Annotated in this window: 20 protein-coding genes and 1 pseudogene; 12 read left to right on the top strand and 9 right to left on the bottom strand. The window is 72.8% G+C overall.

Annotation, left to right across the window (positions count from 1 at the left end):
• Positions 1-162 precede the first annotated feature (162 nt).
• Entirely contained in the window at positions 163-408 is a 246-nt protein-coding gene (locus tag B079_RS34690) for a hypothetical protein (protein ID WP_018548265.1), read from the top strand.
• Positions 409-422: 14 nt separating this feature from the next.
• Here the strand turns inward: B079_RS34690 and B079_RS0123340 are convergent, their stop codons facing one another.
• Complete coding sequence (locus B079_RS0123340) at positions 423-1,505, bottom strand: sensor histidine kinase (RefSeq protein WP_018548264.1); 1,083 nt, start codon at positions 1,503-1,505, stop codon at positions 423-425.
• A 28-nt stretch (positions 1,506-1,533) separates the two neighbouring features.
• Complete coding sequence (locus B079_RS0123335) at positions 1,534-2,226, bottom strand: response regulator transcription factor (protein ID WP_018548263.1); 693 nt, start codon at positions 2,224-2,226, stop codon at positions 1,534-1,536.
• Between the two features lie 87 nt (positions 2,227-2,313).
• On the opposite strand from B079_RS0123335, the gene B079_RS0123330 reads away from it, so the two are divergent.
• Positions 2,314-3,357, top strand: coding sequence for an endonuclease/exonuclease/phosphatase family protein (locus tag B079_RS0123330; RefSeq protein WP_018548262.1), 1,044 nt, complete (start codon positions 2,314-2,316; stop codon positions 3,355-3,357).
• A 93-nt stretch (positions 3,358-3,450) separates the two neighbouring features.
• On the opposite strand, the gene B079_RS0123325 is transcribed toward B079_RS0123330, so the two are convergent.
• Together B079_RS0123325 and B079_RS0123320 are read right to left on the bottom strand one after the other, a co-directional pair.
• Positions 3,451-3,633 carry a hypothetical protein gene (locus tag B079_RS0123325; protein WP_018548261.1) on the bottom strand — a complete coding sequence of 61 codons (183 nt, stop codon included), beginning with the start codon at positions 3,631-3,633 and terminating at the stop codon, positions 3,451-3,453.
• Between the two features lie 187 nt (positions 3,634-3,820).
• Entirely contained in the window at positions 3,821-6,769 is a 2,949-nt protein-coding gene (locus B079_RS0123320) for an AfsR/SARP family transcriptional regulator (RefSeq protein ID WP_018548260.1), read from the bottom strand.
• A gap of 117 nt (positions 6,770-6,886) precedes the next feature.
• Here B079_RS0123320 and B079_RS35575 point away from each other — a divergent pair, with 117 nt between their 5' ends.
• The 7 genes from B079_RS35575 to B079_RS34235 all read left to right on the top strand — a co-directional run bounded on the left by B079_RS35575 (position 6,887) and on the right by B079_RS34235 (position 12,559).
• Entirely contained in the window at positions 6,887-7,360 is a 474-nt protein-coding gene (locus B079_RS35575) for a hypothetical protein (protein ID WP_018548259.1), read from the top strand.
• 11 nt (positions 7,361-7,371) lie between these two features.
• The gene (locus tag B079_RS33385; RefSeq protein WP_018548258.1) at positions 7,372-7,626 is read left to right on the top strand and encodes a hypothetical protein; all 255 of its coding nucleotides are present in this window, start codon (positions 7,372-7,374) and stop codon (positions 7,624-7,626) included.
• A 50-nt stretch (positions 7,627-7,676) separates the two neighbouring features.
• Entirely contained in the window at positions 7,677-7,964 is a 288-nt protein-coding gene (locus B079_RS32615) for a hypothetical protein (RefSeq protein ID WP_018548257.1), read from the top strand.
• Positions 7,965-8,090: 126 nt separating this feature from the next.
• Positions 8,091-10,676: a bifunctional FO biosynthesis protein CofGH gene (locus B079_RS0123305; protein ID WP_018548256.1), complete on the top strand. Its 2,586-nt coding sequence runs from the start codon at positions 8,091-8,093 to the stop codon at positions 10,674-10,676.
• Between the two features lie 60 nt (positions 10,677-10,736).
• Positions 10,737-11,312: a hypothetical protein gene (locus B079_RS0123300; protein ID WP_018548255.1), complete on the top strand. Its 576-nt coding sequence runs from the start codon at positions 10,737-10,739 to the stop codon at positions 11,310-11,312.
• Between the two features lie 156 nt (positions 11,313-11,468).
• Positions 11,469-12,131 carry an alpha/beta fold hydrolase gene (locus B079_RS0123295; protein WP_018548254.1) on the top strand — a complete coding sequence of 221 codons (663 nt, stop codon included), beginning with the start codon at positions 11,469-11,471 and terminating at the stop codon, positions 12,129-12,131.
• Positions 12,128-12,559, top strand: a complete 432-nt coding sequence (locus tag B079_RS34235) for a pentapeptide repeat-containing protein (protein WP_324604072.1) — start codon at positions 12,128-12,130, stop codon at positions 12,557-12,559. Before B079_RS0123295 ends, B079_RS34235 begins: the two co-directional genes overlap by 4 nt.
• On the opposite strand, the gene B079_RS0123290 is transcribed toward B079_RS34235, so the two are convergent.
• The gene (locus B079_RS0123290; RefSeq protein WP_018548253.1) at positions 12,453-15,767 is read right to left on the bottom strand and encodes a tetratricopeptide repeat protein; all 3,315 of its coding nucleotides are present in this window, start codon (positions 15,765-15,767) and stop codon (positions 12,453-12,455) included. The genes B079_RS34235 and B079_RS0123290 overlap by 107 nt on opposite strands.
• Before the next feature lie 85 nt (positions 15,768-15,852).
• On the opposite strand from B079_RS0123290, the gene B079_RS0123285 reads away from it, so the two are divergent.
• Entirely contained in the window at positions 15,853-16,380 is a 528-nt protein-coding gene (locus B079_RS0123285; protein WP_018548252.1) for a DUF2165 domain-containing protein, read from the top strand.
• Between the two features lie 3 nt (positions 16,381-16,383).
• Here the strand turns inward: B079_RS0123285 and B079_RS0123280 are convergent, their stop codons facing one another.
• Positions 16,384-17,667 carry an MFS transporter gene (locus B079_RS0123280; RefSeq protein WP_037801818.1) on the bottom strand — a complete coding sequence of 428 codons (1,284 nt, stop codon included), beginning with the start codon at positions 17,665-17,667 and terminating at the stop codon, positions 16,384-16,386.
• Positions 17,668-17,749: 82 nt separating this feature from the next.
• On the opposite strand from B079_RS0123280, the gene B079_RS0123275 reads away from it, so the two are divergent.
• Positions 17,750-18,685, top strand: a complete 936-nt coding sequence (locus B079_RS0123275; RefSeq protein ID WP_018548250.1) for a LysR family transcriptional regulator — start codon at positions 17,750-17,752, stop codon at positions 18,683-18,685.
• A gap of 179 nt (positions 18,686-18,864) precedes the next feature.
• Entirely contained in the window at positions 18,865-20,409 is a 1,545-nt protein-coding gene (locus B079_RS0123270) for a sodium:solute symporter family protein (protein WP_018548249.1), read from the top strand.
• Here B079_RS0123270 and B079_RS0123265 read toward each other — a convergent pair.
• The 3 genes and pseudogenes from B079_RS0123265 to B079_RS36620 form a co-directional block, all read right to left on the bottom strand.
• A complete protein-coding gene (locus B079_RS0123265; protein ID WP_018548248.1) occupies positions 20,394-21,509 on the bottom strand; it encodes an ADP-ribosylglycohydrolase family protein in 1,116 nt (371 codons plus the stop codon). The two genes, B079_RS0123270 and B079_RS0123265, sit on opposite strands and share 16 nt — an antisense overlap.
• A gap of 193 nt (positions 21,510-21,702) precedes the next feature.
• Positions 21,703-23,718, bottom strand: coding sequence for a hypothetical protein (locus tag B079_RS0123260; protein ID WP_018548247.1), 2,016 nt, complete (start codon positions 23,716-23,718; stop codon positions 21,703-21,705).
• Positions 23,719-23,917: 199 nt separating this feature from the next.
• Positions 23,918-25,717: pseudogene (locus B079_RS36620) on the bottom strand (D-alanyl-D-alanine carboxypeptidase); the annotation flags it as partial.
• Between the last annotated feature and the right edge of the window lie 105 nt (positions 25,718-25,822).

The raw sequence follows: 25,822 nt of genomic DNA, 5'->3' as shown, positions 1-25,822 counted from the left end.
TCGTCGGGCGGGGGCTTCTCCGGCTCCAGTTCCGGGGGTGGGGCGACGTACGATCCGGACGACTCGTACGGCAGTACCGGCGGCTACCGGACACCCCGTACGCAGCACCCCACCTCCACCGCCGGCGGGCGCGGGCGGAGCGTCGAGGACGGGACGGTCCGGGTGCTGAGCTGTGCGACGGTCGCGAAGCCGTATGCGACCGTCGAAGTCACCAACCACAACAAGCGCGAGGTGCGGTACACCGCTGTCGTGCACTTCCTGGACAGCACCGGTGCCGAACTCCGCGTCGGGCGGGCTGAGGTGGACGTGCCCGCGCGGGGTGCCGAGCAGACGCTGGTGCGGGTCGGTGTGGAGGGGCTGGACGTGGGCCGCTGCGAGGCGGAGCGTACGGCGCGGCAGGCGGGCTGACGCGCCGGGCGCCCTCAACTCGCGGGCAACTCCACGGAGATGCGCAAGCCGCCGCCCTCGCGCGGAACAAGCGTCAGCGTCCCGTCGTGCGCCTCGGTGAGGGTCCTGACGATGGCCAGCCCGAGCCCGACCCCCGCGTGATCGGTGTGGACGCGTTCGGTCCCGCGCCGGAAGGGCTCGGTGAGCGTCGCGACCAGTTCCGGGGTGAGCCGTTCGCCGGTGTTCTCGACCGTGAGCATCACGGACCCGGGCCGGGCTTCCGTGCTCACCCACACCGTGCCCCCCTCCGCCAGGTTGTGGACGATCGCGTTGTGCACCAGGTTCGTCGTCAACTGGAGCAGCAGCGCCGGTGATCCGAGCGCCGTCGCGATGTCACCCGAGGTCTCCAGCGCGACCCCGTGCCGCTCCGCGAGCGGGAGCAGGGTCTCCGTGGCCTCCTCCGCCAGGAGGGACAGGTCGACCGGTTCCCGGGTGAAGGACCGCTGCTCGGCACGGCTGACCAGGAGCAGCGCCTCGGTGAGGTCGATCGCCCGGGTGTTGACGGCGCTGAGCCGGGCGAGGAGGGCATCGGTGTCGCGGTCCGGATCGGAGCGGGCGACATCGAGGAGCGCCTTCGAGATGGCCAGCGGAGTGCGCAGCTCGTGCGAGGCGTTGGCGGCGAACCGCCGCTGCTCGGCCACGTGCGCGTCCAGCCGCGCGAGCATCGTGTCGAAGGCGTCGGCCAGTTCCCGGAACTCGTCGCTGCGGCCCGGCAGTTGGACCCGATGGGAGAGCGATCCGGTCGCGGCCCTGCGGGTGGCCTCCGTGAGGCGCCCCAGGGGCGCGAGCATCCGCCCCGCGAGGAACCACCCGCCCACGAGCCCGAACACCAGCAGGAACGCCAGCACCCCGAACGCCCTCGGCGCGAAGACACGCAGCAGGTTGGAGCGGACCGGGAAGACATCGCCGACGGTCGGGTTCTCCGTGGAGCCCGGGACGATGAGCGCGCGCTCCGGGACGTACCGCAGCAGGAACCACCACACCGCGGCGAGCAGCAGCGCCCCCGCCAGCATGAGGAACCCCGCATAGCTGAGCGTGAGCTTGAGCCGGACGCTCACCCCGGGCGCCCTATCCACGCCCGCCGCCCTAACCCGCCGCACCGGAATCCCCCGCGTCCCCTCCCGCGTCGATCCGATACCCCACCCCCGCCACCGTCGCGATCACCCACGGCTCCCCGAGCCGTTTCCGCAGCGCCGAGACCGTGATGCGTACGGCGTTGGTGAACGGGTCCGCGTTCGCGTCCCACGCCCGCTCCAGCAGCTCCTCCGCGCTGACCACCCCGCCCTCGGCCGCGACCAGGACCTCAAGGACCGCGAACTGCTTGCGGGTGAGGGCGACATGGCGGCCGTCCCGGTGGACCTCCCGGCGGAAGGGGTCGAGCCGCAGCCCCGCGATCTCCCGTACGGGCGGCCGGTGATGGGCGCGTCTGCGGTCCAACGCCCGCAGCCGCAGCACCAGTTCCCTGAGGTCGAACGGCTTGGTGAGGTAGTCGTCGGCGCCGAGCCCGAATCCGGACGCCTTGTCGTCCAGCCGGTCGGCCGCGGTGAGCATCAGGATCGGCATCCCGCTGCCGGAGGCGACGATGCGCCGGGCGACCTCGTCACCGGAGGGGCCGGGGATGTCGCGGTCGAGCACGGCGATGTCGTAGGCGTTGACGCTCAGCAGCTCAAGGGCGGTGTCACCGTCCCCGGCGAGGTCGGCCGCGATCGCCTCGAGACGCAGTCCGTCGCGGATGGCCTCGGCCAGATAGGGCTCGTCCTCGACGATCAGCACACGCATGGGAGAAAGGCTACGAGTCGGCGCATATCGGCAACGTATCGAAAAGCGCATACGCCCCGGCAACATCACCCGTCCTTGACTGGTGCCATGACACGAAACACCCCCGGACCGAGCCGCACCGCCCCCTGGCGCGCGCGCCTCCACCGGGCGATCCACGCCACCACCCGGCCGCAGCTGTGGCGGCGTGGCCCGGTGCTCACCGCGCTGGCGCTGCTGCTCGGCCTGCTGCTGCCGCTGCACGCCCAGGTCACCGACTTCGCGGGCCTCGGCAGTCTGCTGGAGAACCTGCTGCCCTGGCTCGGCCTGCCGGTCCCGGTGCTGCTGGCCGGGGCCCTGTGGCGCCGCTCCGCCTCGGCGGTGGTCGCGCTGGTGCTGCCGGTCACCGTGTGGCTGAGCCTCTTCGGCGGGCTGCTCACCGACAAGTCCGGTCCGGGCGGCGACCTCACCCTGGTCAGCCACAACGTCGGCGCGGGCAACCCCGACCCGGCCGCCACCGCCCGCGCCCTGGCCGCCTCCGGCGCGCAGGTGCTGGCCCTGGAGGAGCTGACCCCGCAGGCGACGCCGCAGTACGAGAAGGGGCTCGCGCGGGCATACCCGCACCACGTGGTGCGCGGCACGGTCGGACTGTGGAGCACGCTGCCGCTCTCGGACACCCGGATGATCGACATCATGGACTACGGCCCGCTCGCGGCCACCAAGACGGAGGCGCAGAAGCTGCCCGCCAACCGCGCGCTGCGCACCACCGTGACCACGGACCACGGCCCGCTGACGGTGTACGTGGCCCACCTGGGGTCCGTACGGCTCATGCCCAGGAAGGGCTTCTGGACCGGCAGCCGGGACATCGGCGCGCGGGCCCTGGGCCAGGCGCTGGCGGAGGACACGAGCGAGCGGGTGGTGCTGCTCGGTGACCTCAACGGCACCCTGGACGACCGGGCGTTCGCGGGAATCACCGCGCGGCTGCGCTCCGTCCAGGACACGTCGGGCAGCGGCTTCGGCCTGACCTGGCCCGCGGGCTTCCCCGTGGTGCGGATCGACCAGATCCTGGTCCGGGGCGTGACGCCGGACCGCTCATGGACGCTGCCGGACACCGGGAGCGACCATCTGCCGGTGGCGGCCCGGATCGGCTGGTGAACGCACGAAGGCCGCGGCGGCATCCCCCCACCCGCGCCGCCGCGGCCTCACGTCCCCCGTACTTTCCCCCGTGTGCTCCCCCCCGGAGCGGGCTCAGCGCGGGTCGCCGCCGGTGATGTGGCTCTCCAGGGTGGTGACGTCGTCCAGCTCCTCGGCGTTCTCGCCGCCGGTGATGTGGCTCTCCTGCGGGGTCACCTCGGCGGCCTCCGCCGTCTCCCCACCCGTGATGTGGCTCTCCTGAGGAGTGACCTTGTCGGACTTCTTGGCGTCGCTCATCGTCTGAACTCCGTTGCTGTGAAGGTGTGCTGGGACGGCAGGCCCGTCCGGCCGCTCCCCCGAGGACTTCCGGACGGGCCGGGGCCCAGCCGGCCTGTGCGTCCCCCGTGAACGACGAGCCGACTGCCTAGAGAGTGCTCGGGCACGATAAACGAATGATGAACGCGGCGCCCCGGGGCCCCCGCTGTCAGCCCGTCGGCGCAGGGGTGAGCAGTTTCCGCAGCTCAGCGGCCTCGGGGGAGTCCAGCCGCTCGAAGACGGCCAGCGCGTCCGTCCAGCAGGCCCGCGCCCGGTCCGACTCCCCGAGCGCGTCCAGCGCCTTGCCGAGCACGGTCAGCACACCCGCCCGCCGCCAGTCCCCGCCGACGTGCAGCAGCACCGAGAGCGACTGCTCGGCCTGGGCGGCAGCGGCGGCGGGCCACCCGGCCGCGAGCCGTACCCCGGCGAGCCGGAAGAGCGTCATGCCCTCCCACAGCCGCTGCCTGCTGTCCCGGAATATCGTCAGCGCCTCCGTGAGGCGTGCCTCCGCCTCCGCCGGCCGTCCCGACTCCGCGAGCGCGAGCCCGAGAGCGTAACTCCCGTTCGCCAGACGGACGGAGAGCCCCAGGTCACGGTAGATGGCGACGCCCGCCTCCGCCAGCTCCACCGCGCTGTCGACCTGTCCCATGGCGAGCCGTACCCGGGACAGATTGCACAGGGCGCTGGCCTCGCCGGGCAGGTTGCCGTCCGCGCGGTAGGCGTCCAGAGTGCGCTGGAGGTAGGTCTCCGCCTCCTCGTTGCGCTGGTGGTAGGCGGCGACGATCCCGCGCTCGCTGGGGGCGTTGCAGTCGATCCACGGGTCGCGGGCGTCCTCCGCCAGCTCCACCGCCCGCTGCGCCTCGGCCTCCGCCTCGTCGAACCGGCCCGCCGCCATGTGGACCTGGGCCAGCGTGGTGCGTGCCCGGCCCTCCGTGCGCGCGTCCCCTGCGGCCTCGGCCGCATCCCGTACGGCGGTCGCGGCGGCCCCGAACTGGTGGGCGTTGGCGCCGGATTCGGCCAGGTCCTTGGAGGCGACGAGCAGATCGACCGCCCGCCGCAGCGTCGCCCCGGACGCCGACTGGCGTACGCACGCGAGCAGCGGATCGGCCTCCGCGTACAGCCAGTCCAGCGCGTCACGGTGCCCCGCGAAGGCCAGCCCCTCGTGCGCGGCCGGGTCCAGATGCTCCACCGTGCGGTCGCCGGGGCGCTCGATGGCGTACACCCGGGCGGCCGTGGCGAGGTAGAAGTCCAGCAGCCGGGAGAGGGCCGCCGCGCACTCGCCGGGCGCCGCCTCGTCGCGCTCGGCGCAGGAGCGGGCGTAGAGGCGGACCAGGTCGTGGAAGCGGTAGCGGCCGGGCGCGGCGGACTCCAGGAGGGAGGTGTCCACCAGGGACTCCAGCAGATCCTCGGTGTCCTCCTGCGGCCGGTCCAGTACGGCAGCCGCGGCGGCCAGCGACAGGTCGGGGCCCTCGGCGAGCCCGAGCAGCCGGAACGCGCGCGCCTGGGCGGGCTCCAGCTGGCCGTAGCCCAGCTCGAAGGTGGCCTTCACCGCGAGGTCCCCGGCCTGGAGTTCGTCCAGCCTGCGCCGCTCGTCCGCCAGCTTGGCGGCGAGCACCGAGACCGTCCAGGTGCGGCGGGCCGCGAGCCGGGAGGCGGCGATCCGGATGGCCAGCGGCAGGAAGCCGCACGCGGCGACCACGTCGAGGGCGGCCTCGCGCTCGGCGGCGACCCGCTCGGCGCCGACGATCCGCGTGAAGAGGGCCAGCGCCTCCTCCGGGGACATCACGTCCAGGTCCACCAGATGGGCCCCGGCGAGCCCGGTCATCCGCACCCGCGCGGTCACCAGCGCCGCGCAGCCCGCGGTGCCCGGCAGCAGCGGGCGCACCTGGGCCGCGTCCTTGGCGTTGTCCAGCAGGACGAGGACCCGGCGGCCGTCGAGCACCGAGCGGTACAGCGCGGCCCGCTCCTCCGGGGACTCCGGGATCGAGCGGTCCGGGGTGCCGAGGGCGCGCAGGAAGGAGCCGAGCACGGTCTCCGGCTCGGCCGGGCGGGGGCCCGCGCCCTGGAGGTCGACGTACAGCTGGCCGTCCGGGAAGGCGGCGCGGGCCCGGTGGGCGACGTGCACCGCGAGGGTGGTCTTGCCGACGCCGCCGATCCCGGCCAGCGCGGAGACCGCCATCACCTGGCCCTCCGCCTCCGAGGCCGAGGCCAGCACCTCGCTCAGCTCGGCCACGAACGCGTCGCGACCCGTGAAGTCCGGTACGGAGGCGGGCAGTTGTGCGGGCTTGACCGCCACCACGGCGGGCTCGGCGGGCGGCGGTGTGGGTCCGGTGAGGGCGGGGTCGGCGCGCAGGATGCGCTGCTGGAGTTCGCTGAGCCCCGCGCGGGGGTCCACGCCCAGTTCCTCGGCGAGCAGCCGCCGGGTGTCGGCGTAGACGGCCAGCGCCTCGGCCTGGCGGCCACTGCGGTAGAGGGAGAGCATCAGCAGCTCGCGGAACCGCTCGCGCAGCGGATGCGCGGCCGTGAGCGCGGTCAACTCCGAGACGGCCTCGGCGTGGTTGCCCCGCTCCAGGTCCATGTCGAGCCGGGACTCCAGGAGTTGGAGCCGCAGCTCCTCGAGCCGCACCCGCTGCGTCTCGGCGTACGGCCCCGGCACACCCGCCAGCGGCTCCCCGTCCCACAGGGCGAGCGCCAGCCGCAGCAGCTTGCCCGCCTCGGGCAAGTCCCCTGCCCCGCGCGCCTTTTCGGCCCGCGCGGCCAGCTCCTGGGCCGAGGTGAGATCGAGGGAGCCCTCGCCGAGACCCCGTACGGCATAGCCGCTGGACTCGCTGACCAGCACCCCGGGCCCCAGCGCCTTGCGCAGCCGCGAGGCGTACGTCCGTACCGCCGCCAGCGCCCGGTGCGGCGGCTCACTGCCCCACAGCGCGTCGATCAGCTCGGCCGCCGTCGCCGTACGCCCCTCGCGCAGCAACAGGGCCGCCAGCAGCGCGCGTTGCTGCGGCGTCCCGGTGTTCACCGGTTCGTCCCCACGCCACGCCCGCACCGGCCCGAGCACCCCGAACCGCAACCCGGCGAAGCCGCTGACCCGCTGCTCAGGCACCCGCGGCCCACCGTCCATGCGCTCGCCCCCTAGACATCCCTGTACCTAGGCCAGTTTGCCTTCTTGAGCCCGCTTCCGTCAGCCGTGCGAGACGCCGATCACAAGGCGGCGCGGGTGGCTCCACAAACCCTCCACATGCCGTGCGGCGCACGGAACGCCCGTGCGATCACACCGTGTCAGCGTGCCCGGCGGCCGGGCGGCGTCGAACGGGGGAGCGGGACGGGCACGTCTGCGGACGGTTACACGGTCAGGTCCGGGCTGACCGGACAGGCGAAGGAACTGGACGGCGCGGGCGACGACGCGGGCACGATCCGCGGGGCCGTCGCCCCCGCCCTCTGCTACCCGGACGACACCCTCGGCGGCCCCGACGCGGGCGCCGCCGCCTGGGAGGCGGAGGCCCGCACCCTGGAGGACGCGCTGCACGAACTCGCCGACAAGGTACGGCTGTCCAAGGGCGCCTACGCCGGCAGCGACGGCCTCGTGGACACCAGCGTGCGCAGCGTCCCCGCGGGTCCGGCCGGGACCACGATGCCGACCCCGGCGGGCCCGGATCACGTCACCACCCTGCCCACCCGTGCCGAGCACCCCTCGGCGCTCTCCGGTTACTGAGGGGCCGCGCGATGACGACCGAGGACACCACCGACCGCCGCAAGCGCCTCGACGGCCTGCGCGGCACCACTGCCCTGGCGAAGGGCAGCGCCACCGTGAAGCTCCTGCACTGCCCCATGGCCCGCTGCCACAGCGGCACCGAGTCGGGCAAGCCGCTCCCCAGCGCGTCCGTCACCGGCACGGCCTCGGTGAGCCCCTTCCCGACGGCGTCGGGCACCCCGGACGACCGCCCGGCGTTCTTCGTCTACACGATCACGATCCGCTGATCCGCCAGCAGGCCCTGCGCACCGCCCTGTTCGGGGACGGCGCCGTCGCGGTGGCCGTACGCCTGGACCGGCTCGGGGTGGTGCCGCGCGCGGTGGCCTTCGTCGCCGACATCGCCCGCGCGGGCGGCCTGCGGTACGCGGCGGAACTGCCCGAGCCGCTGCCCTCCCCGGAAGCGTCCGCGCTGCTGCGCGCATGGCTGGAGACGGCCGCCCAGGTCACCACCGGAGCCGAGACGGAGGAGCGCGCCGTCCGCTGGCTGGACGCCGTGGCGGAGATCATGGGAATGCGCCGGGACGCGCGGACCGGACACGGGGACCGGCCGCACGACGGCGACTAGGCGGGCAGCGGCACTTGGGGCTGCCCCACGACCCGCCCCCGCCCACTCCACTGGCCACCCCTCGCGCGTCCCACCGCCGGGCAAAGGCCCCCTGGCACCCCGTGCCCCCGAACGTATGCTCATGCAATGACGACTTCCGCGACCCCCGGAACCGGCCCCACCGAGAACTCCCTGCGTCGCGCCCTCAAACGAGCGCGGGACGGTGTCGCGCTCGACGTCGCCGAGGCGGCGGTGCTGCTTCAGGCGCGCGGAGAACAGCTCGAGGACCTTGCCGCGTCGGCCGCGCGGGTGCGGGACGCGGGCCTGGAGCAGGCGGGCAGGCCCGGCGTCATCACGTACTCCAAGAGCGTGTTCATCCCGCTGACCCGGCTGTGCCGGGACAAGTGCCACTACTGCACCTTCGTCACCGTCCCCGGCAAGCTGCGCCGCGCCGGACACGGGATGTTCATGTCCCCCGACGAGGTCCTGGACGTCGCCCGCAAGGGGGCCGCGCTCGGCTGCAAGGAAGCCCTCATCACCCTCGGCGACAAGCCCGAGGACCGCTGGCCCGAGGCACGCGAGTGGCTGGACGCGCACGGGTACGACGACACGATCGCCTACGTCCGCGCCATCTCCATCCGCATCCTGGAGGAGACCGGCCTGCTGCCCCACCTCAACCCGGGCGTCATGAGCTGGACGGACTTCCAGCGGCTCAAGCCGGTCGCGCCGAGCATGGGCATGATGCTGGAGACGACCGCGACCCGCCTGTGGTCCGAGCCCGGCGGCCCGCACTACGGCTCCCCGGACAAGGAACCGGCCGTACGGCTGCGGGTGCTGGAGGACGCGGGCCGCTCCTCCGTGCCCTTCACCTCCGGGCTGCTGATCGGCATCGGGGAGACCTACGAGGAGCGCGCGGAGTCCCTGTTCGCGCTGCGCAAGGTCGCCCGCGCCTACCACGGCGTCCAGGAGCTGATCATCCAGAACTTCCGCGCCAAGCCCGACACGGCCATGCGCGGAATGCCGGACGCCGAACTGGACGAGCTGATCGCCACGGTCGCCGTCGCCCGGCACATCATGGGCCCCGCCGCCTGCCTCCAGGCCCCGCCCAACCTCGTCGACGGCGCGTACGAGCGGCTGATCGGCGCCGGGATCGACGACTGGGGCGGCGTCTCCCCGCTCACCATCGACCACGTCAACCCCGAGCGCCCCTGGCCCCAGATCGAGCAGCTCACCGAGCGCTCCCAGAAGGCCGGGTTCGAGCTGCGTGAACGGCTGTGCGTGTACCCGGAGTTCGTCCGCAGGGGCGAGCCCTGGCTGGACCCCCGGCTGCGCCCGCACGTCGCCGCCCTGGCCGACCCGGAGACGGGCCTCGCCCGCCCGGACGTCCTCCCGAAGGGCCTGCCCTGGCAGGAGCCCGAGGAGGTCTTCACCGCGACCGGCCGCACCGACCTGCACACCACCATCGACTCCGAAGGGCGCACCTCCGACCGCCGCGACGACTTCGACGAGGTCTACGGCGACTGGGCCGAGCTGCGCGAGGCCGCGGCCCCCGGCATGGCCCCCGAGCGCATCGACACGGACGTACGCGCCGCTCTGCGCACGGCGGCCGACGACCCGACGAAGCTCACCGACGACGAGGCCCTGGCCCTCCTCCACGCCGACGGCCCCGCCCTGGACGCGCTGTGCCGGATCGCCGACGACGTACGCAAGTCGGTGGTCGGCGACGACGTCACGTACATCGTCACCCGCAACATCAACTTCACCAACGTCTGCTACACCGGCTGCCGCTTCTGCGCCTTCGCCCAGCGCCGCACCGACGCCGACGCCTACACCCTCTCCCTGAGCCAGGTCGCCGACCGCGCCCAGCAGGCGTGGGACGTGGGCGCGGTGGAGGTCTGCATGCAGGGCGGCATCCACCCGGACCTGCCCGGCACGGCGTACTTCGACATCGCGAAGGCGGTCAAGGAGCGCGTCCCCGGGATGCACGTCCACGCCTTCTCCCCGATGGAGGTCGTCAACGGCGCGACCAGGACCGGGCTTTCGATCCGCGAGTGGCTGACGGCGGCGAAGGAGGCGGGACTCGACTCGGTCCCCGGTACGGCCGCCGAGATCCTGGACGACGAGGTCCGCTGGGTGCTCACCAAGGGCAAGCTGCCCACGGCCACCTGGATCGAGGTCATCACGACGGCGCACGAGCTGGGCATCCGCTCGTCGTCCACGATGATGTACGGCCATGTGGACCAGCCCCGGCACTGGCTCGGCCACTTCCGCACGCTGGCCGGTATCCAGCAACGCACCGGCGGCTTCACCGAGTTCGTGACGCTGCCCTTCATCCACACCAACGCGCCGGTCTACCTCGCGGGCATCGCGCGCCCCGGCCCGACCATGCGGGACAACCGCGCGGTGACGGCGATGGCCAGGCTGCTGCTGCACGGGCTGATCCCCAACATCCAGACCAGCTGGGTCAAGCTCGGCACCGAGGGCGCGGCCGAGATGCTGCGCTCCGGCGCGAACGACCTGGGCGGCACGCTGATGGAGGAGACGATCTCCCGGATGGCGGGCTCGTCGTACGGCTCGTACAAGTCCGTACGGGACCTGGAGGCGGTCGCGGAGGCGGCCGGACGCCCGTCGAAGCCCCGGACGACCCTCTACGGCGAGGTCCCCGAGGAGCGGCGGAAGGCGGCCCGCGCCTCGGACGGGCACCTGCCGGATCTGCTGCCGGTCCTGGACTGAGTACGATGATCCGACCCCGGATCTGACGCGGGGGACTCACAGCGGAGGAGATGCGTACCCGTGGCTGCCCGACTGCCCTCGTGGGCCTGGGTCTCCGGACTGACGGTGGGCGCGACCGCCGCCGTCATCGCCCTCGCGATACAGGCCGAGCACGGCCCGCATCCCACGGCGGCGGTGGTGAGACCGAGCCCTTCGGCGACGGTCTCCACCGCCGCGAGCCCGACCGCCGAGACCCCGAAGAAGCCCTCCGGACCGCCCGCGCTCCCGGAGGCTTCCGGGCAGGGCCGCCGGATCGTCTACTCGGTCGGCGAGAAGCGGGTCTGGCTGGTCGACGCGACCGGCGAGGCCACCCGCACGTTCACGGTCTGGCCGGGCACGGTGAGCCCGCAGCCCGGCCGGTACACCGTCCTCGGCCGGATGCCCGCGGGCACCGGCTCCGACGGCGTCGCCATCGAGCACATCCTCTACTTCACCCACACCCCGGCCGGTGACGCCGCCTTCTCCAACGCCATCGACGGCTCCTCACCGCCCCCCGCCAACGGCAAGCAGACCACCGGCATCCGCCTCCACAAGGCGGACGGCACCGCCCTGTGGGCCTTCGGCGACTCGGGGACGCGGGTGGCGGTCGTCAAGTAACCTCCTCCTCCGCCGCCTTGAGCGCCAGCTCGGCCGAGGGACTCCGGCAGCCGCTCGCAGCCACACGGCTTCCGCACCGGCCGGACGGAATGCTTCCGCATCGCCACCCGCTCAGCCTGGGGAAGCTTCGGGAGAACTCGGGAGAAGGAGAAGCGCATGGCGACGTTCATCCTCGTGCCCGGCGGCTGGCACGGCGCCTGGTCGTACGACCCGGTGGTCCCGCTGCTGGAGCGGGCCGGGCACACCGTGCACGCCCTGACCCTGACCGGGCTGCGGCCGGACGACGACCAGGAGACGGTCGCGACGGCCAACCTGGACACGCACGCCGAGGACGTACTGCGGCTCCTCGACCGAGCCCACCTCACCAACGCGACGCTCGTGGGCCACAGTTACGGTGGGATGGTGATCGCGGCGGCGGCCGACCGCGCGGACGGCCGGGTCTCGCGGCTCGTGCATCTCGACGCGTACGTACCGCGTGACGGTGACTCGTGCTGGTCGCTGACGACCGAGACCTACCGGCAAGCGTTCGCGTCCGGCGCCGCCGCCACCGGCTACGCCGTCCAGCCCCCGCCCGGCGGTGACCCCCGCCGCCGCCCCCACCCCCTCGCCTCGTTCGTCCAGACGATCCGCCTCACGGGGGCGCTCGCCAAGATCCCCCGGCGGGAGTTCGTCTACTGCTCGGGGTGGGAAGACCGGACCCCCTTCACCGACCTCCGCACCCGGCTCCTCGCCGACCCCGACTGGCAGGTCCACGACCTCCCCACCGGCCACAACGCGATGCGCGAGGCCCCGGAGGCGGTCGCCGCGCTGCTGACATGATGTCGGCCATGGGCAGAGCGCCGACAGCCAAGGAAGACCTCGCGTCCCGCCGGAGGTACGCGGCTCTGCGCGGGGAGTCCTTCGACGGCAGCGATCTTGTGTCCGCGCGTCCCCAGGAGCTGTCGTTCACCCGGTGCTCCTTCCGCGATGCCGACCTGAGCGGTGTGTCTTTGCCCGGGGCCACTTTCGCGGGGTGCGACCTCACCGGAGCCGACCTCCGCTCCGCGGACCTGACCGGCGCGCGCTTCGGCCGACTCCTCACCGGCACCACCGGCATCAAGCTGGACCACGCCGTCCTCCGCGACCTTCAGCTCGAGGGGGTTATTCCGCGTAGCGGGACTGGACGGCGTCGCGGGCGTTGGTTACGGCGGCTAGGCGGGGGATCAAACGGGAGCGGTCGGCGCCGGGGGCGTTCAGCAGCTCGGTGAGGTCGTCGGCCAGGAGGGCGAGGTCGTCCCAGGCGGGGCGCGACAGAGCTTCAGCGAGTGCCGAGTCGGCGCTGTCCCATTCGCCCAGTGCACAGCCCACGAGGCACCGCACAATCGGGGCTTGAGGGCTGCCCGGCTCCAGCAGCGGGGGCACCCCTCTCCAGAGTCGTTCTGCTGAGCGTGCGCCCTGAGAACCCGTGACGGCCAGGGCCATGTGGGCCGTACCGGCGAGCGGATAGCGCACTTGCATCCGCTCCGCTTCCTGTACGGCCGCCGTCCACTGCCGCATGTGCCGGTACGCTTCCGCGCGCTGCTCGCCCCAGTTCTCGTCGGAGATCCCCAAGCGCTCGGCTTCAGCCAGCCGTTCGAGCGCTTCCGGCCAACGACCGCACCGGATCAGCAACTCGACGACGTCGCTGCGGGCCCAATTCGCGATGGGCTCAAGAGCGATACATCGGTCTAGATCAGCGAACGCCCGCGTGACGCGCCCAGTCTCCTGCGCTGCCAGGACGCGCTGGATCAGCGCCCAGCCATATTCGGGAGCCAGTGTCAGTGCGCGGTCCAGGTACTGGAAGGCTTCTGTGTACTCCGCCATGAGGCGGTGTGTGGAGCCCAAGATGGCCAGGGTGTGGGCATCCTCGGAATCCAGCTCCAGCGCCCGCTGCAGGGCGGGCAACGCCTCTCTGTACTGTCCGGCATGCCTGAGGGCGTCTCCCAGCTCTCTGTGAATCCAGCGGTTGTTCGTATCCGCCTCGGCTGCCTGCCGCAGATCAGCCAACGCCCCTTCCTCGTCGCCGAGTTCTCGCTTGCACAGACCCCGGTGACCCAGCGCCCAGGAATAGCCGGGCACCACCTCGACCGCGCGGTTCAGGTCTTCCAATGCCATCTCGTACTGGCCGAGTTCGAGGTGAGCCGCCCCACGGCTGGCCAGCGCCGAAGCGTGGTCGGACTGCAGCTCGACGGCTCGGCTCAGTTCGATGACCGCCTCCTCGTACCGGCCCGCCAGCCGGTAGGCGTCGCCCCGCTCGGACGCCACCCAGGCCGATGTCTGCTGGAGAGACACGGCCTGGTCGAGGTCCGCAAAGGACGCCTCCCAGTCGCCTCGGTCGCGGTGTAGCCGTGACCTGCGGACCAGCGCCCAGGCGTATGTGGAGTTGAGGACGAGAGCGCGGTCGAAGTCGGCCAGTGCCTTGTCCAGCCGCCCGAGCATGTGGCGGCAGACTCCCCGGCTGACGACCGCGAAATGGTCCACCGGGTTCAGAGCGATGGCACGGTCGAATTCCGCTTCGGCCTCCTCATACCGTCCGGCCCTCCGGTAGGCCCCGCCACGGGCGCGGCAAATCGCCACATCGTCGGGGCACAGCGTGTCGGCCCGGTCCAAGTCGGCCAATGCGGACGGGGTATCGGCCAGCCGCTGGTGAGTGAGGCCACGGCCTGTATACAGAACAGCGAGGTCCGCGTCGGGCAAGACCGTGCTCTCACTGAACGTGATCGCCTTGTCGTACTCGCCCAGTGCTTCCTGCCACTCACCGCGCCTGCGTAACTCCCGTCCCTTGAGCCCGTGTGCCAGTGCCCATCCGACCGCATCGAGTCCGGGGCGGGACAGGAGGAGGTCCATCGCCTTGATCACCCCCTGCCGCTCGTCCGCGAGCGCGACACGGAGCCGTCGGCCCCAGCCCCGAAGCTCCGCGTCGTCGGTCGCGAAGCCCGCCTCTTCCAGCATGTGGGCCCAGCGGCGGCCGTCCGCCTGTTCCTTGCGGCAGGCCGCGATCAGCCCCTTCAGCGCCCCGGCCAGCTCCGTGTGCGGCCGGGCGCACAGCAGGTGGTACGTCTGCTCCAGCCGCAGTTCGCGCCACCGCTGCTGACTCCACAGCTTGACCGGCCGGATGCCGACGGCCGCGTCCTCGCACCAGCCGCCGTACACCCCCGCCAGCCGCTCATGCCGCTCCCGCCACCCCTGAGGCGACCGCCCCCGCTGCAACCGCAGCATCGTCCCCCGCACCAGATCGTGATACCGGAGCCGATCCCCCCGGTCGTCCACGAACGGCAGCCCCCGCAGCCAGGCGAACAGACCGTCCGCCTCCTCCTCCGGCCCGCCCACGACGGCCCGGAAGACATCCATGTCCAGCCCCCGAGGCACCGCACACGCCAACGCCACCCCCCGCCGCACAGCATCCGGCTCCCACTTCAGGAACCGTTCAACGGCCGTCGCACTGGGGTCGCCCACGTCATCCAGGTCGACCGGCCGCTGCTCCGCCAGAGTCGAGACCAGCAGCGGCAACCCCCCGGTCAGCCGCAGCACCTCCGCCACGACCGGCTCCGCCACGACTCCCCGGTCCGCCAGCAACCCCCGGGCCTCCGCCTCCGTGAAGGGCCCGAGCGGCACCTCGGTCATGAAGTCGGCGAAGCCGCCCCAGCGGGCGGTGTCGAAGGGGTGCTGTCCGGCGGTCAGGACGATGACGTGGGCGGGGAGGGCGCCGTAGCGGTCGGTGGTCATGAGGTCGTGGAGCCAGGCGTCGAGGAAGGGCCCGGAGCGCTCGTACGTGTCGAAGGCGAGCACGATCCACGCCAAGTCGGAGGCGACATCGGCAAGTTCGTCCAGCAGCTTGGGTGTCAGGGCCCGCTCGGGGGACAACACCAGCTGGACATCGTCCTGGTTGCCGAACCGCGCGCTGAGCCCCCGCCGCAACCGGTCGGCGTACTGGCTGAGTCGAGCCGCGTCGACCGCGCCCACGAAGGGCCCCGCGCCGGGCACCAGGCCCAGCCCCGCGAGCCCCGCCCGTACCGCCATCGAGGTCACCGGGGACGGCCCCTCCGGCGCGGAATCCAGCCCGGCGGCCACCGCCTCCGCCTCGTGGCGCCGCTCGCGGTAGGAGGCCAGCGCGCGGTCAAGCCGTTTGAACTCCCGTCCCTGCCGGGCGCATTCGCGGCTGATTTCCGCCAGTACCTCGGGCACGCTGCCCGCGCTCTCGTCGACGTACGCCGTCAGGGCCCCGCGTTCCCGGGCGATCTGCTCCAACTCCCGGACCAGGAAGGTCTTCCCGACCCCGGCGTTGCCGTGGACGTGGAAGAGGAAGCGGTGCCGCTCGTCCTCGGGGGAGAGGTCCAAGTTCTCCCGGAACGCGGCCCGTTCACCGCCGCGTCCGACGAAGCCCGCGCGTCTGCGGCGCCCGATCAGCTCCTGCATGGAGGGCCGTTCCCGCACCATTCCGCGTCCTTCCCCCGAAGCCGGCCTTCCCATTCTGGCGCAATGCGTACGCCAGAACTCGCCCCGTTCCGGCGAGAATTCAGCCATGACCACCACTCCCACCGACATCAGCGCCCCCACCCCCACCACACCCCGCACCGGCCTCTCCCTGGCCGCAGGGGTGTTCACCGGGGTGCTCGCGCTGTACATCGCCCTCGTCGCCCTCGGGAACATCACCGACTTCGGGTCGAACCAGCAGTACGTCCGGCATGTGCTGGCGATGGACACGACGTTCAAGGACGACGCCCTGATGTGGCGGGCGATCACGAGCAGCGCGCTGCAGGACACCGCGTACGTGGCGATCATCGTGTGGGAGACGGCCGCGGCCGTCGTGCTGGTGTGGGGGACCTGGCTGTGGGCGCGGCGGGACGCCGAGCGGGCCCGCCGGGTCTCCACCTACGGCCTGCTGATGCTGATACTCCTCTTCGGCGCCGGGTTCATCGCCATCGGCGGGGAGTGGTTCGCGATGTGGCAGTCCAAGTCCTGGAACGGGCTGGACGCGGCGACCCGGATCGTCCTGGTGAGCGGGGTCGCGCTGGTCGTGAACCAGTTGCCGGAGCGGCGCCGGGCGTAGGGCTCAGGCCACGCTCGGTTCCGGCTCGGCCGGGAGCACCGTCGTACGGCGGGGCAGCAGCAGCGGCGTCGCCAACAGCAGCAGCCCCGCCAGTCCGATCGCCGTACGCGGCCCGAGCAGCGCGCCCAGGACGCCCCACACGGCCGTCAGCAGGGCCGTCGTCGCCTTCGTCGTCACCGTCCAGGCGGACAGCACGCGGGTGACGCGGTCGGCCCGGGTCCGCTCCAGGCGGCAGGTCGCGCTCACCGGGTTGAAGACCCCGCAGCAGAGGATGAGCCCCAGCTCGACGCCGATCACCAGCAGCAGCCCACCCGTGCCCGGTCCCAGGAAGGCGAGGCCGAGAGGCCACAGGGCCCGCAGCCGTCCAGAAGCGATCAGCACCCGGTGCTGCCCGTACCGCGCCACCAGCGGCCGCGCCAGCCGGGAGCCCAGCAGCCCGCCCAGCGAGGGCGCCGCGAAGGCCAGCCCGTACTGCCACGGCGCGAACCCGAGCCGCCCGAGCATCAGAACGGCGAGCAGCGGCTCGGTCGCCATCAACAGGCCGTTGAACACAGCCGCGTTGAGGAACAGCGGGCGCAGGGTGGGATCGGCGAGGAGGTAACGCCAGCCCGCCACCAGATCACCCGGGCGCAGCCGCGCCGCCGCCCCGCGCCCGGCGGGCCGCTCCTCCCCGCCCCCGATCGCCCGCAGGCCCAGCGCCGACAGCAGATAGCTGACCGCGTCCGCCACCACCGTCACCACCGGCCCCAGCAGCCCGATCGCCGCGCCACCCAGGGGCGGCCCGACGATCGTCGTCGTCCAGGCCGTCGACTCGAAGCGCGCGTTGGCGACGAGCAGGTCCCCGGGCGGCAGCAGCGTCTTGAGGTACGCCCCGGAGGCCGCCCGGAAGGTGATGTCCGCCGCCGCGACCACCACCGAGACCAGCAGCAGCTGCACGAAGCTCAGCGCGCCGAGCGCGTACGCCGCCGGGATCGTCAGCAGCGCCCCGCACCGCACCAGGTCCATCGCGATCAGCACCGGCCGCTTGCGCCGGAACTCCACCCAGGGCCCGAGCGGCACCGCCACCGCCGCGCCCACCGCCGCCCCCGCCGAGGACAGCGCGGCCACCTCCGCAGGGCCCGCGTGCAGCACCCGCACGGCGATCAGCGGGAACGCCCCGAAGGCCAGCCAGGTGCCGAGCGCGCTCGTCCCGTACGCCCCCCAGAGCCACCCGAAGGCCCGCCCGAGCCCACGCCCGTCCCTCACACCCGTCACCCGCCTCCACAACCGATCCGCGACCCCATGCATCAAAGCGGGCTCAGCGACCAGGGATCAAACAACCGCCGAGCCGCCGGGCGACAACCACTGGTTGTCGTTCTAGCCTGGCCCCATGGACCTCGACGCCGTGCGCACCTTCCTCGCCATCGCCGACACCGGCCGGTTCCGGGAGGCCGCCGACGAGCTGGCGGTCACCCAGCAGGCCGTCTCCAAGCGGATCGCCGCGCTGGAACGCGCCCTGGGCGTCCGGCTGTTCACCCGCACCCCGCGCGGCGCCGAGCTGACCATCGACGGGCAGGCGTTCCTGCCGCACGCGCGCGAGCTGCTGCGCGTGGCCGAGCGGGCCGTCGCCTCCGTGCACCGGGGGAGCCGTCCGCTGCGGGTCGACGTGCTCACCTCGCGCAGCGCGCAGTCGGGCCTGATGCGCGGTTTCCACCACGCACACCCCGAGATCGGCCTCGACGTGATGATGCTGTTCGACATCGAGACGGCCGTCACCGCCATCCGCTCCGGTGCGATCGACGCGTCCTTCCGCGCCGTCGCCGCGCCCGGCCGGCCTCTGCCGGAGGACATCGCGTCCGTCCGGGTGCTCGACGAGCCGCTCCAGCTCCTCACCGGCCCCGCCCACGCACTGGCGGGCGCCCGGTCCGTGACCCTCGCCCAGCTCGCCGGGCACCGGATCTGGATGCCCGGCGTCGCCCCCGGCACCGAGTGGGCCGCCTACTACGACGACCTCGTCGCCGAGTTCGGCCTCACCATCGAGGTGACCGGCCCCAACTTCGGCTCCGACGCCCTCCTCGACACCATCGCCGACACCCCGGCCCTGGCCACCTTCATGGGCGAGCCCACCCGTCTCGCCTGGCCCGCAGGACACGGCCTGCGCCGCATCCCGGTGACCGACCCGACGCCCGTCTACCCGCACTCCCTCCTGTGGCACCGGGACAACCCCCACCCGGCCCTGACCACCTTGCGCGCCTACCTCGCGGGAGCGACGCCCGCCCATGACGCGCCCGGGACCTGGGTGCCGGACTGGGTGCGCCCGAGCTGAGCACCCCCGCTCGGCTTCGCAGCACCCCCGCTCGGGTTCATACATCTGAACGTCAGTCACCCCGGCGAACGATTTTACCTCCCCGTGACTCGACGCCTCCACGCCCCAACCCCCATGGTCGTACCCGGAGTTCACATCCCTGACTGCCGAACATGGCTGCGGACGCTGGAGGGTGAGACATGAACGGTCTCGACTGGGCCGTGCTGATCGGCTACTTCGGCGTGATGGTGGCCATCGGCATCTGGTCGCACCGGCGCGTGGACGACGTGGGCGACTTCTTCACCGCGGGCGGCCGGATGCCCTGGTGGCTGTCCGGCATCTCGCACCACATGTCGGGCTACAGCGCGGTGATGTTCACCGGCTACGCGGGCATCGCCTACGTCTACGGCGTCACCTCCTACGTGACCTGGGCCCTGCCCATCGCGATCGGCATCGCCATCGGCTCCCGGCTCTTCGCGCCCCGCGTCAACCGCCTGCGCTCCCGGCTGCGCGTGGCCTCCCCCTTGGAGTACCTGAAGAACCGCTACGACCTGCGCACCCAGCAGGCACTCGCCTGGTCCGGGATGCTGCTGAAGATCGTGGACGTGGGCGCCAAGTGGGCCGCCATCGCCACCCTGCTCTCGGTGTTCACCGGCCTGTCCCTGAACCAGGGCATCCTCATCACCGGCGCGATCACCGCCGTCTACTGCACCATCGGCGGCCTGTGGGCGGACGCGCTCACCGAACTCGGCCAGTTCGTCATCCAGTTGCTCGCCGGGCTCGCGATGCTCGTCGCGGTCGCCGTGAAGCTGGGCGACCGGCACATCGGCCTGCTCGACGCCTGGGACCAGCCCGCCCTGCGCGGCCACGGCACCCCGCTCGCGGGCCCCTACGGCACCGTCTTCCTGCTGGCGTTCCTGTTCATCAAGCTCTTCGAGTACAACGGCGGCATGCTCAACCAGGCCCAGCGCTACATGGCCACCGCCTCCGCCCGCGAGGCCGAGCGCTCCGCCCGCCTCTCCGCGCTGCTGTGGCTGGTGTGGCCCCTGGTGCTGTTCCTGCCGATGTGGCTCGCCCCGCTCCTGGTGACGGCCCAGAAGCCCGACGGCTCCGACTCCTACGCCCTGATGGCCGAACAGCTGCTGCCGCACGGCCTGTTGGGACTCGTGGTCGTCGGCTTCTTCTCCCACACCATGGCCATGTGCTCCTCCGACGCCAACGCCGTCGCGGCCGTCTTCACCCGGGACGTCGTCCCCGTGCTGTGGCGGCGGGCGCGGGTGTGGGGCGAGCGGGTGGGACTCCTCGCGGCCCGGGTGACCACCGTGGTCTTCCTCGGCCTGTCGATGGCGGTCGCCACCCAGGTCGACTCGCCCGCCCTGAAGGACATCATCACGGTCGTCATCAAGTGGGTCGCCGGGCTCATGGGCCCCATCGCCATCCCGATGATGCTCGGCCTGCTGCGCCCCTTCCGCCGCTCGGGGCCGACCGCCGCGCTCACCAGCTGGGCCGCCGGACTGCTGGCCTTCTGGCTGGTCAACTACCCCATCAGCTGGCAGGTCCAGGGCGGAGTCCCGCTCCAGTACCAGGTCTCCGTCCCGCTCGCCGTCTCCCTGGTCCTCTACGTCGTCATCGGCCTGATCAAGCCCGAGGACACCCCCGAGCGGCTGGCCGTCATCGAGCGGATCAACACCGACGGCGACGGCGCGGAAGCGGCCGTACCGGCCCCGGCTCAGGCGCGCGGATAGCGCGCCAGCCACCCCGGCGCCGAGCCCGCCGGGCTGTGCAGGGCCGGGCCCTGGGTCATCTCCATGGCGAAGTCGTCGGCCAGCTCCAGGATGGTGGGACGGCCCTCCAGCTCGGCGAGCCACGCCGGGGGCAGGGCCGTCTCGCCGTGCAGCGCCCCGAGCAGCCCCCCGGTGAGGGCCCCGGCGGCGGCGGACGGGCCGGACTGGTTCACCGAGAGGCACAGGCCGAGGCGTACGTCGTCGGCCGCCAGCGCGCAGTAGACGGCCGCCGCGAGCAGCCCGTCCGCCGTGCCGTCCCCGGCCAGCTCCTCCACCCGGACCGGGTTCGGCGGGCCAAGGCGCACCGCGTTCACCGCGTGCTGGAGCGCCTCCACGACCGGCTGGTGGCCCGGCCGCGCCGACAGCAGCGCCACCGCGCCCCACACGGCCGCGTCCAGATCCTCGCCGCGCGCGAGGGCGTGCACGATCACGGCGTACGCCCCGGCCGTCAGGCACGCGACGGGATGGCCGTGGGTCTGCGCCGCGCACTCGACGGACAACTGCGCCACCAGCTGCGGCTCCCAGCCCACCAGCAGCCCGAAAGGCCCCGAGCGCGCCACCGCCTCAGGCCCCAGCTCGCCGGGGTTCTTCGGCCGCTCCAGCGTGCCCATCACCTCGTCCCCGAGCCCGCTCAGCAGCGACCTCGGAGGCTCCCTGCGGGCGTACAGCCACTCCTCGCGGGCCAGCCAGCCGTCCTCCTTGCGCCGCTCGTCGGGCCCCCAGTCCCGCTGGGTCGCCCGCCAGCGCAAGTACGCCCGGTGCAGATCGGTCGGCGGATGCCAGGCGCCGGTGTCCCGGCGGACCTGCGCGCGGATCAGGCCGTCCACCGTGAACAGGGTGAGCTGGGTGTGGTGGGTGACCGCACCGCGCCGCCCGTGCGCGAAGCCCAGGTCGAGCACGCCCTCGGCGCCGTACGCGGAGCGGATCTCGTCCAGGCCGAGCACGTCCACGGGGGCGCCCAGCGTGTCCCCGAGCGCGATGCCGAGCAGGGTGCCGCGCACCCGGCTGCGGAAGTCCTGCTGTTCGGTGCGACCCCAGACGGCGCCGCTCGTCGCACCCATGCAGACCCCCTCACGGCACCTCGCGTCCGGCCGACGGGCAGCACTGTAATGGACCACGAACGGTCCGATCAGCCGCGCAAACCGGCCTCGCCAGGCCATTCCCGGTCAGGTGTGAACGCTTTGCTCACGCGTTCACAGGTGTGAGCGTGTGTGAGTGCGTGTGAGCGGGTACGGGCCGGTGCACGGCCGGATCTCACCCCTGGGCGTCCCGCAGCTCCTGGGGACACGGCGTCCCGCGCGGCAGCTGATACGGCGCCGCCAGGTGGTACGTCCCCGCCCTCGGCGCCAGCAGCACCGTCCAGGCGTCGCCCGCCGCGTCCTGCGGAGTCTCGGCCAGGCAGCCGTTGACGTTGACGTACGTCTTCGGCACGCCCTCCGCCCGCTCCTTGGACGCAGCGGTCTCCTGCGGCGGCTTGAGCGGCTTGCCGTGCTCGTCCACCACGCTCAGCCAGGGCGAGTACGGGATCCGGATCAGGATGCGGCCCGCCCTGCTCACCTTCAGGGTCATCTCGCCCTGCTCGGCCCGCAGCACCACCGCGTTCGGCTCGGCCAGCGGCACCGGGTCCGTCACCCGGAACAGCTGCCAGTCCGCGTTCCCCCACACCTGCCTCAGATACGGCATCCCGCGCAGCACCAGCTCCCGCTCGCGCTCCCCGCCGTCGCCGTCCGGGTCGTCCGCCCTGGGCAGCACCACGTAGTGCACGGCCCAGCGCCGCAGCCACTCGTGGTAGTTGGCCGAGTTGAGGGTGTCGTCGTAGAAGAGCGGGTTGCGCTCCATGTCGGCCTGGCGGTTCCAGCCGCGCGCCAGGTTCACGTACGGCGCGAGCGCGGACGCCTCGCGGTGCGAGCGGGCCGGGACGACCTCCACCCGGCCCTTCTCCGCGCCCACCTGCTGGAGTTCGTTCACCAGCGGGGCCAGCTCACGCGCCCAGGACGCGGCCGGGGTCGTGTGGATCACGTCGTCCACCGACTTGAAGCCGATCCAGCCCACGAACCCGGCGATGGCCAGCACCAGCGCGTACCACTTGTGCGTGCGCGGCACCGCGAACGGCAGCGCGGCCACCAGCGTCGCGCCCGCGAACAGCATCGGAAGCCGCGAGATGTTCGAGCCGATCTGCGAGCTGATCAGCCACACCAGCACCACGCTCAGGCTGTAGACCCCGGCCGTCAGCCGCACCGTCACCCACGTGCGCGGCACCAGCACCAGACACAGCAGCCCGTACAGCAGCGGCATGACCACCGAGCCGAACGTCATCGGCTGGGTGCCCGAGAACGGGAACAGCCACGCCGACAGCGCCACCACGGCCGCCGGGGCCAGCCCCAGCGCCCACGCGCCAGGGCGCCGCTTCTGGAGGAACAGCGCGACCGCCACCAGGCCCACGAACAGCCCCGCCACCGGCGAGGCCATCGTCGCGAGCGCGGCCAGCGGGGCGGCGGCCAGCGCCTTCGCCCAGCGCTTGTAGCGGCCCTCGTAGGGCCAGTAGAGCAGCACCGCGATCGCGCCGATCCCGAACAGCGCGGCAAGTCCGTACGCCACCCAGCCGGACACCGCCCCGGCAAGCAGCGCGAACACCCCGGCGAGCAGCGCCAGCGGGGCCGCCGCAAGCGCCTTCGCCCAGCTCGCGTACCGGCCCTGGTACGGCCAGCAGAAGACCGCCGCGACCGCGCCGAGCGCGAACATCGTGCCGAGCCCGAACGTCACCCGGCCCGAGGCCGCGTTGCCCATCAGCGCGAACACCCCGGCCAGCGCGGGCCACAGCGGCTCACGCACCGCCCGGCCGCGCACCAGGATCAGGGTCAGCAGCCCGGCCGAGAACGTGCCCGCGATCATCATGGTCGTCCGCACGCCGAGCACGGACATCAGATACGGCGACAGGACGCTGTACGACACCGGGTGCATGCCGCCGTACCAGGCGAGGTTGTACGCCGAGTCCGGGTGCCGCCCGACGAACTCCGCCCAGGCGTCCTGCGCCGCGAGGTCGCCGCCGCTGTTGGCCGATGTGAAGAACCAGATCACGTGCAGCACGGCGGCGAGGGCGGTGATGAAGAGGACGGGGTGCTCGTGGGGCCAACGGCGCCAGGCCGTACGGCCCTTGGCGCGCGGGTCGGCGGGCACGCGGGTCCGCGTGCCGGTGTCCGTGCCGGACTCGGGGCTCATGCGGTCACCGCCCTCGGTGTGGTCGGCGCGTGTCGGCTCGGCTGTGGCCACCTGAAGGCACTCCCCGTGTCCCGTCTGCTCTTCCCGGCCACCTGTCCCCCGCGTGCTCCCGGCCGGTCCTCGTCCCGCTGTGCGGCCTTGTCCCGTGACCGGTGACCTGCCCCGTTTCGTGACGCTAGCACGCACCCCGCCGCACGGCTCCCGGGTGGGAACACCTGCGACGGGGTGCGGCCTGGCACGGGCGCGGGGCTCAGCCCAGGCGGGTCAGCTTGCTGCCCAGACCGGGCTCGGCCAGGTCGTCACGCAGCGCGACGGGGACCTGGACCGCACCCGCCGAGCCGTCACCGACGGTCAGGGAACCCACCTTCGTACCGGCCTTCGCGGTGTGCGGGACGGTGTCACCGGCGAAGGACAGCTTCACCTTCAGACCCGCCCAGCCGGTCGCCTTCACGTCCTCGGTCACCTCGACCGGGGTCCGGCCGCCGAGACCGTCGTCCACGTACCCGACGACCGTGCCCTTCTTCAGGACCGTCGCCGACTTCAGGGCGCCCTGCGCGGCCCGGATCAGCTTGTCGCCCGCCTCCAGCACACCGGTGAGGATCGAGTTGTCGGACTTGGCGGGGGGCTGGCGCATCGCGGCACCGATGATCAGACGCGTCTGGCCGTCCACGTCCTGCTTCGCGGCGAACACCAGGTTGCCGAGGGCGGAGGTGGTGGTGCCGGTCTTGATGCCGACGACGTTGTTGTGCCCGACGAGCTGGTTCCAGTTGGAGTGGTACGTGCCCTTGTAGTCGGTGTACGACATCATCGCCGCGACCTCGCGGAACGCGGGGTACGCCATCGCGGCCTTCGCCAGCCTCACCTGGTCCCGGGCGGTGCTGACCGTCGAGTCGGTCAGGCCGGAGGGGTCGGTGTACTTGGTGTTCTTCATACCGAGCCGCTTCGCGGTGGTGTTCATCTTGGCGACGAACGCGTCCACCGAACCGGCGTCCCAGCGGGCGACCAGGCGGGCGATGTTGTTCGCCGACGCCAGCAGGATGTCCTCCAGCGCCTCGCGCTCGGTGATCCGGTCACCCGCGGTGACGACCACCGTCGACTCCTGGCCCGCCTTCGACTGCGACTCGGCCGTCTTGTCGATCTCGATCTTCGGACCCTTCTCGCCGCTCTTCAGCGGGTGGTCGCGCAGGATCAGATACGCGGTCATCACCTTGGCGACACTCGCGGTCGGCACGGGCTTGTCCGAGCCGGAGGAGCCGAAGGTGCCGACGCCCTGCACGTCCAGCGCGGCCTGGCCGTCGGTGGGCCACGGGATGTCGGTGGTGCCGGGGAAGGTGTAGGTGTCCTTCGCGGTCAGCTCCAGCGTGGGCTGCGGCAGCGGCCTGAGCGCCTGTACGACGCCCAGGATCACCACCAGCAGCAGCACCAGCGGCGTCCAGATCTTGACCCTGCGCACCAGCGTCCGCACCGGCGTCTCCGGCGGCGGCGGGGTGTTCGTCAGCTCGGCCAGCAGATCCAGCGGCGGCTTCGGCGGCAACGGCTGCTGCGTCGTCCGCTCCGGCCCCACCTGCGGCACGCTCCGCGTCTCCTCCGCGGGCGGCGTCGCGGTCCTTATGTCCCCCTTGAGCGCGACGAACCGACTGGTCTTCTCCCCCTCCCGCTCCGGCACCTTCAACATCGCGGTCGGCTGATCCACCCCCTTCGGCGCCCGCAACGTGGTGGTCGCCTGATCCTTCCCCGGCTGCTTGGGGGAGCGGAGAGTGGTGGTGGGCTGATCGACGGGGGCCGCCTTGGCGGGGGGCTCGTCGTCGGGGTTGGGCTTGGGGGCGGGGATGACTTTGCCACCGGGGGCGTCCCGGTCGGCCTTGTCGGCGACCTTGCTGCCGGAGGTGCCGGCGGAGCCGGGCTCGGCACCGGAGGCCGGCTCGTCCTCGGCGGATCCGGAGACGGCCTTGTCGGCAGGGCCCGGCTCGGCAGCGGGGGCGGCCTTGCCCTCGGGCGTCCCGGCGACGACCGACTTGCCACCGGGGGTGTCCTGGCCGGGCTTGGAGCCGGGGGTCGGCTTCTGCGTGGCGGTGTCGGCGGGGCCCGGCTCGGCGGCGGGGGCACTCTTGCCCTCGGGTGCCTCGGCCGACTTGCCGCTGAGGGCGACCTGGTC

It is taken from the genome of Streptomyces sp. LaPpAH-108 (assembly GCF_000373625.1).
Lineage (GTDB): Bacteria > Actinomycetota > Actinomycetes > Streptomycetales > Streptomycetaceae > Streptomyces.
This window is presented reverse-complemented; position numbering and strand designations above follow the sequence as displayed.

What these genes read in the sequence shown, in the direction of transcription:
- B079_RS0123335 (WP_018548263.1), bottom strand. Translation starts at nt 2,226, where the DNA reads ATGCGTGTGCTGATCGTCGAGGACGAGCCCTATCTGGCCGAGGCCATC.
- B079_RS0123330 (WP_018548262.1), top strand. Translation starts at nt 2,314, where the DNA reads ATGACACGAAACACCCCCGGACCGAGCCGCACCGCCCCCTGGCGCGCG.
- B079_RS0123325 (WP_018548261.1), bottom strand. Translation starts at nt 3,633, where the DNA reads ATGAGCGACGCCAAGAAGTCCGACAAGGTCACTCCTCAGGAGAGCCAC.
- B079_RS0123320 (WP_018548260.1), bottom strand. Translation starts at nt 6,769, where the DNA reads ATGGACGGTGGGCCGCGGGTGCCTGAGCAGCGGGTCAGCGGCTTCGCC.
- B079_RS35575 (WP_018548259.1), top strand. Translation starts at nt 6,887, where the DNA reads ATGCCGTGCGGCGCACGGAACGCCCGTGCGATCACACCGTGTCAGCGT.
- B079_RS33385 (WP_018548258.1), top strand. Translation starts at nt 7,372, where the DNA reads ATGACGACCGAGGACACCACCGACCGCCGCAAGCGCCTCGACGGCCTG.
- B079_RS0123305 (WP_018548256.1), top strand. Translation starts at nt 8,091, where the DNA reads ATGACGACTTCCGCGACCCCCGGAACCGGCCCCACCGAGAACTCCCTG.
- B079_RS0123295 (WP_018548254.1), top strand. Translation starts at nt 11,469, where the DNA reads ATGGCGACGTTCATCCTCGTGCCCGGCGGCTGGCACGGCGCCTGGTCG.
- B079_RS34235 (WP_324604072.1), top strand. Translation starts at nt 12,128, where the DNA reads ATGATGTCGGCCATGGGCAGAGCGCCGACAGCCAAGGAAGACCTCGCG.
- B079_RS0123290 (WP_018548253.1), bottom strand. Translation starts at nt 15,767, where the DNA reads ATGGTGCGGGAACGGCCCTCCATGCAGGAGCTGATCGGGCGCCGCAGA.
- B079_RS0123285 (WP_018548252.1), top strand. Translation starts at nt 15,853, where the DNA reads ATGACCACCACTCCCACCGACATCAGCGCCCCCACCCCCACCACACCC.
- B079_RS0123280 (WP_037801818.1), bottom strand. Translation starts at nt 17,667, where the DNA reads ATGCATGGGGTCGCGGATCGGTTGTGGAGGCGGGTGACGGGTGTGAGG.
- B079_RS0123275 (WP_018548250.1), top strand. Translation starts at nt 17,750, where the DNA reads ATGGACCTCGACGCCGTGCGCACCTTCCTCGCCATCGCCGACACCGGC.
- B079_RS0123270 (WP_018548249.1), top strand. Translation starts at nt 18,865, where the DNA reads ATGAACGGTCTCGACTGGGCCGTGCTGATCGGCTACTTCGGCGTGATG.
- B079_RS0123265 (WP_018548248.1), bottom strand. Translation starts at nt 21,509, where the DNA reads ATGGGTGCGACGAGCGGCGCCGTCTGGGGTCGCACCGAACAGCAGGAC.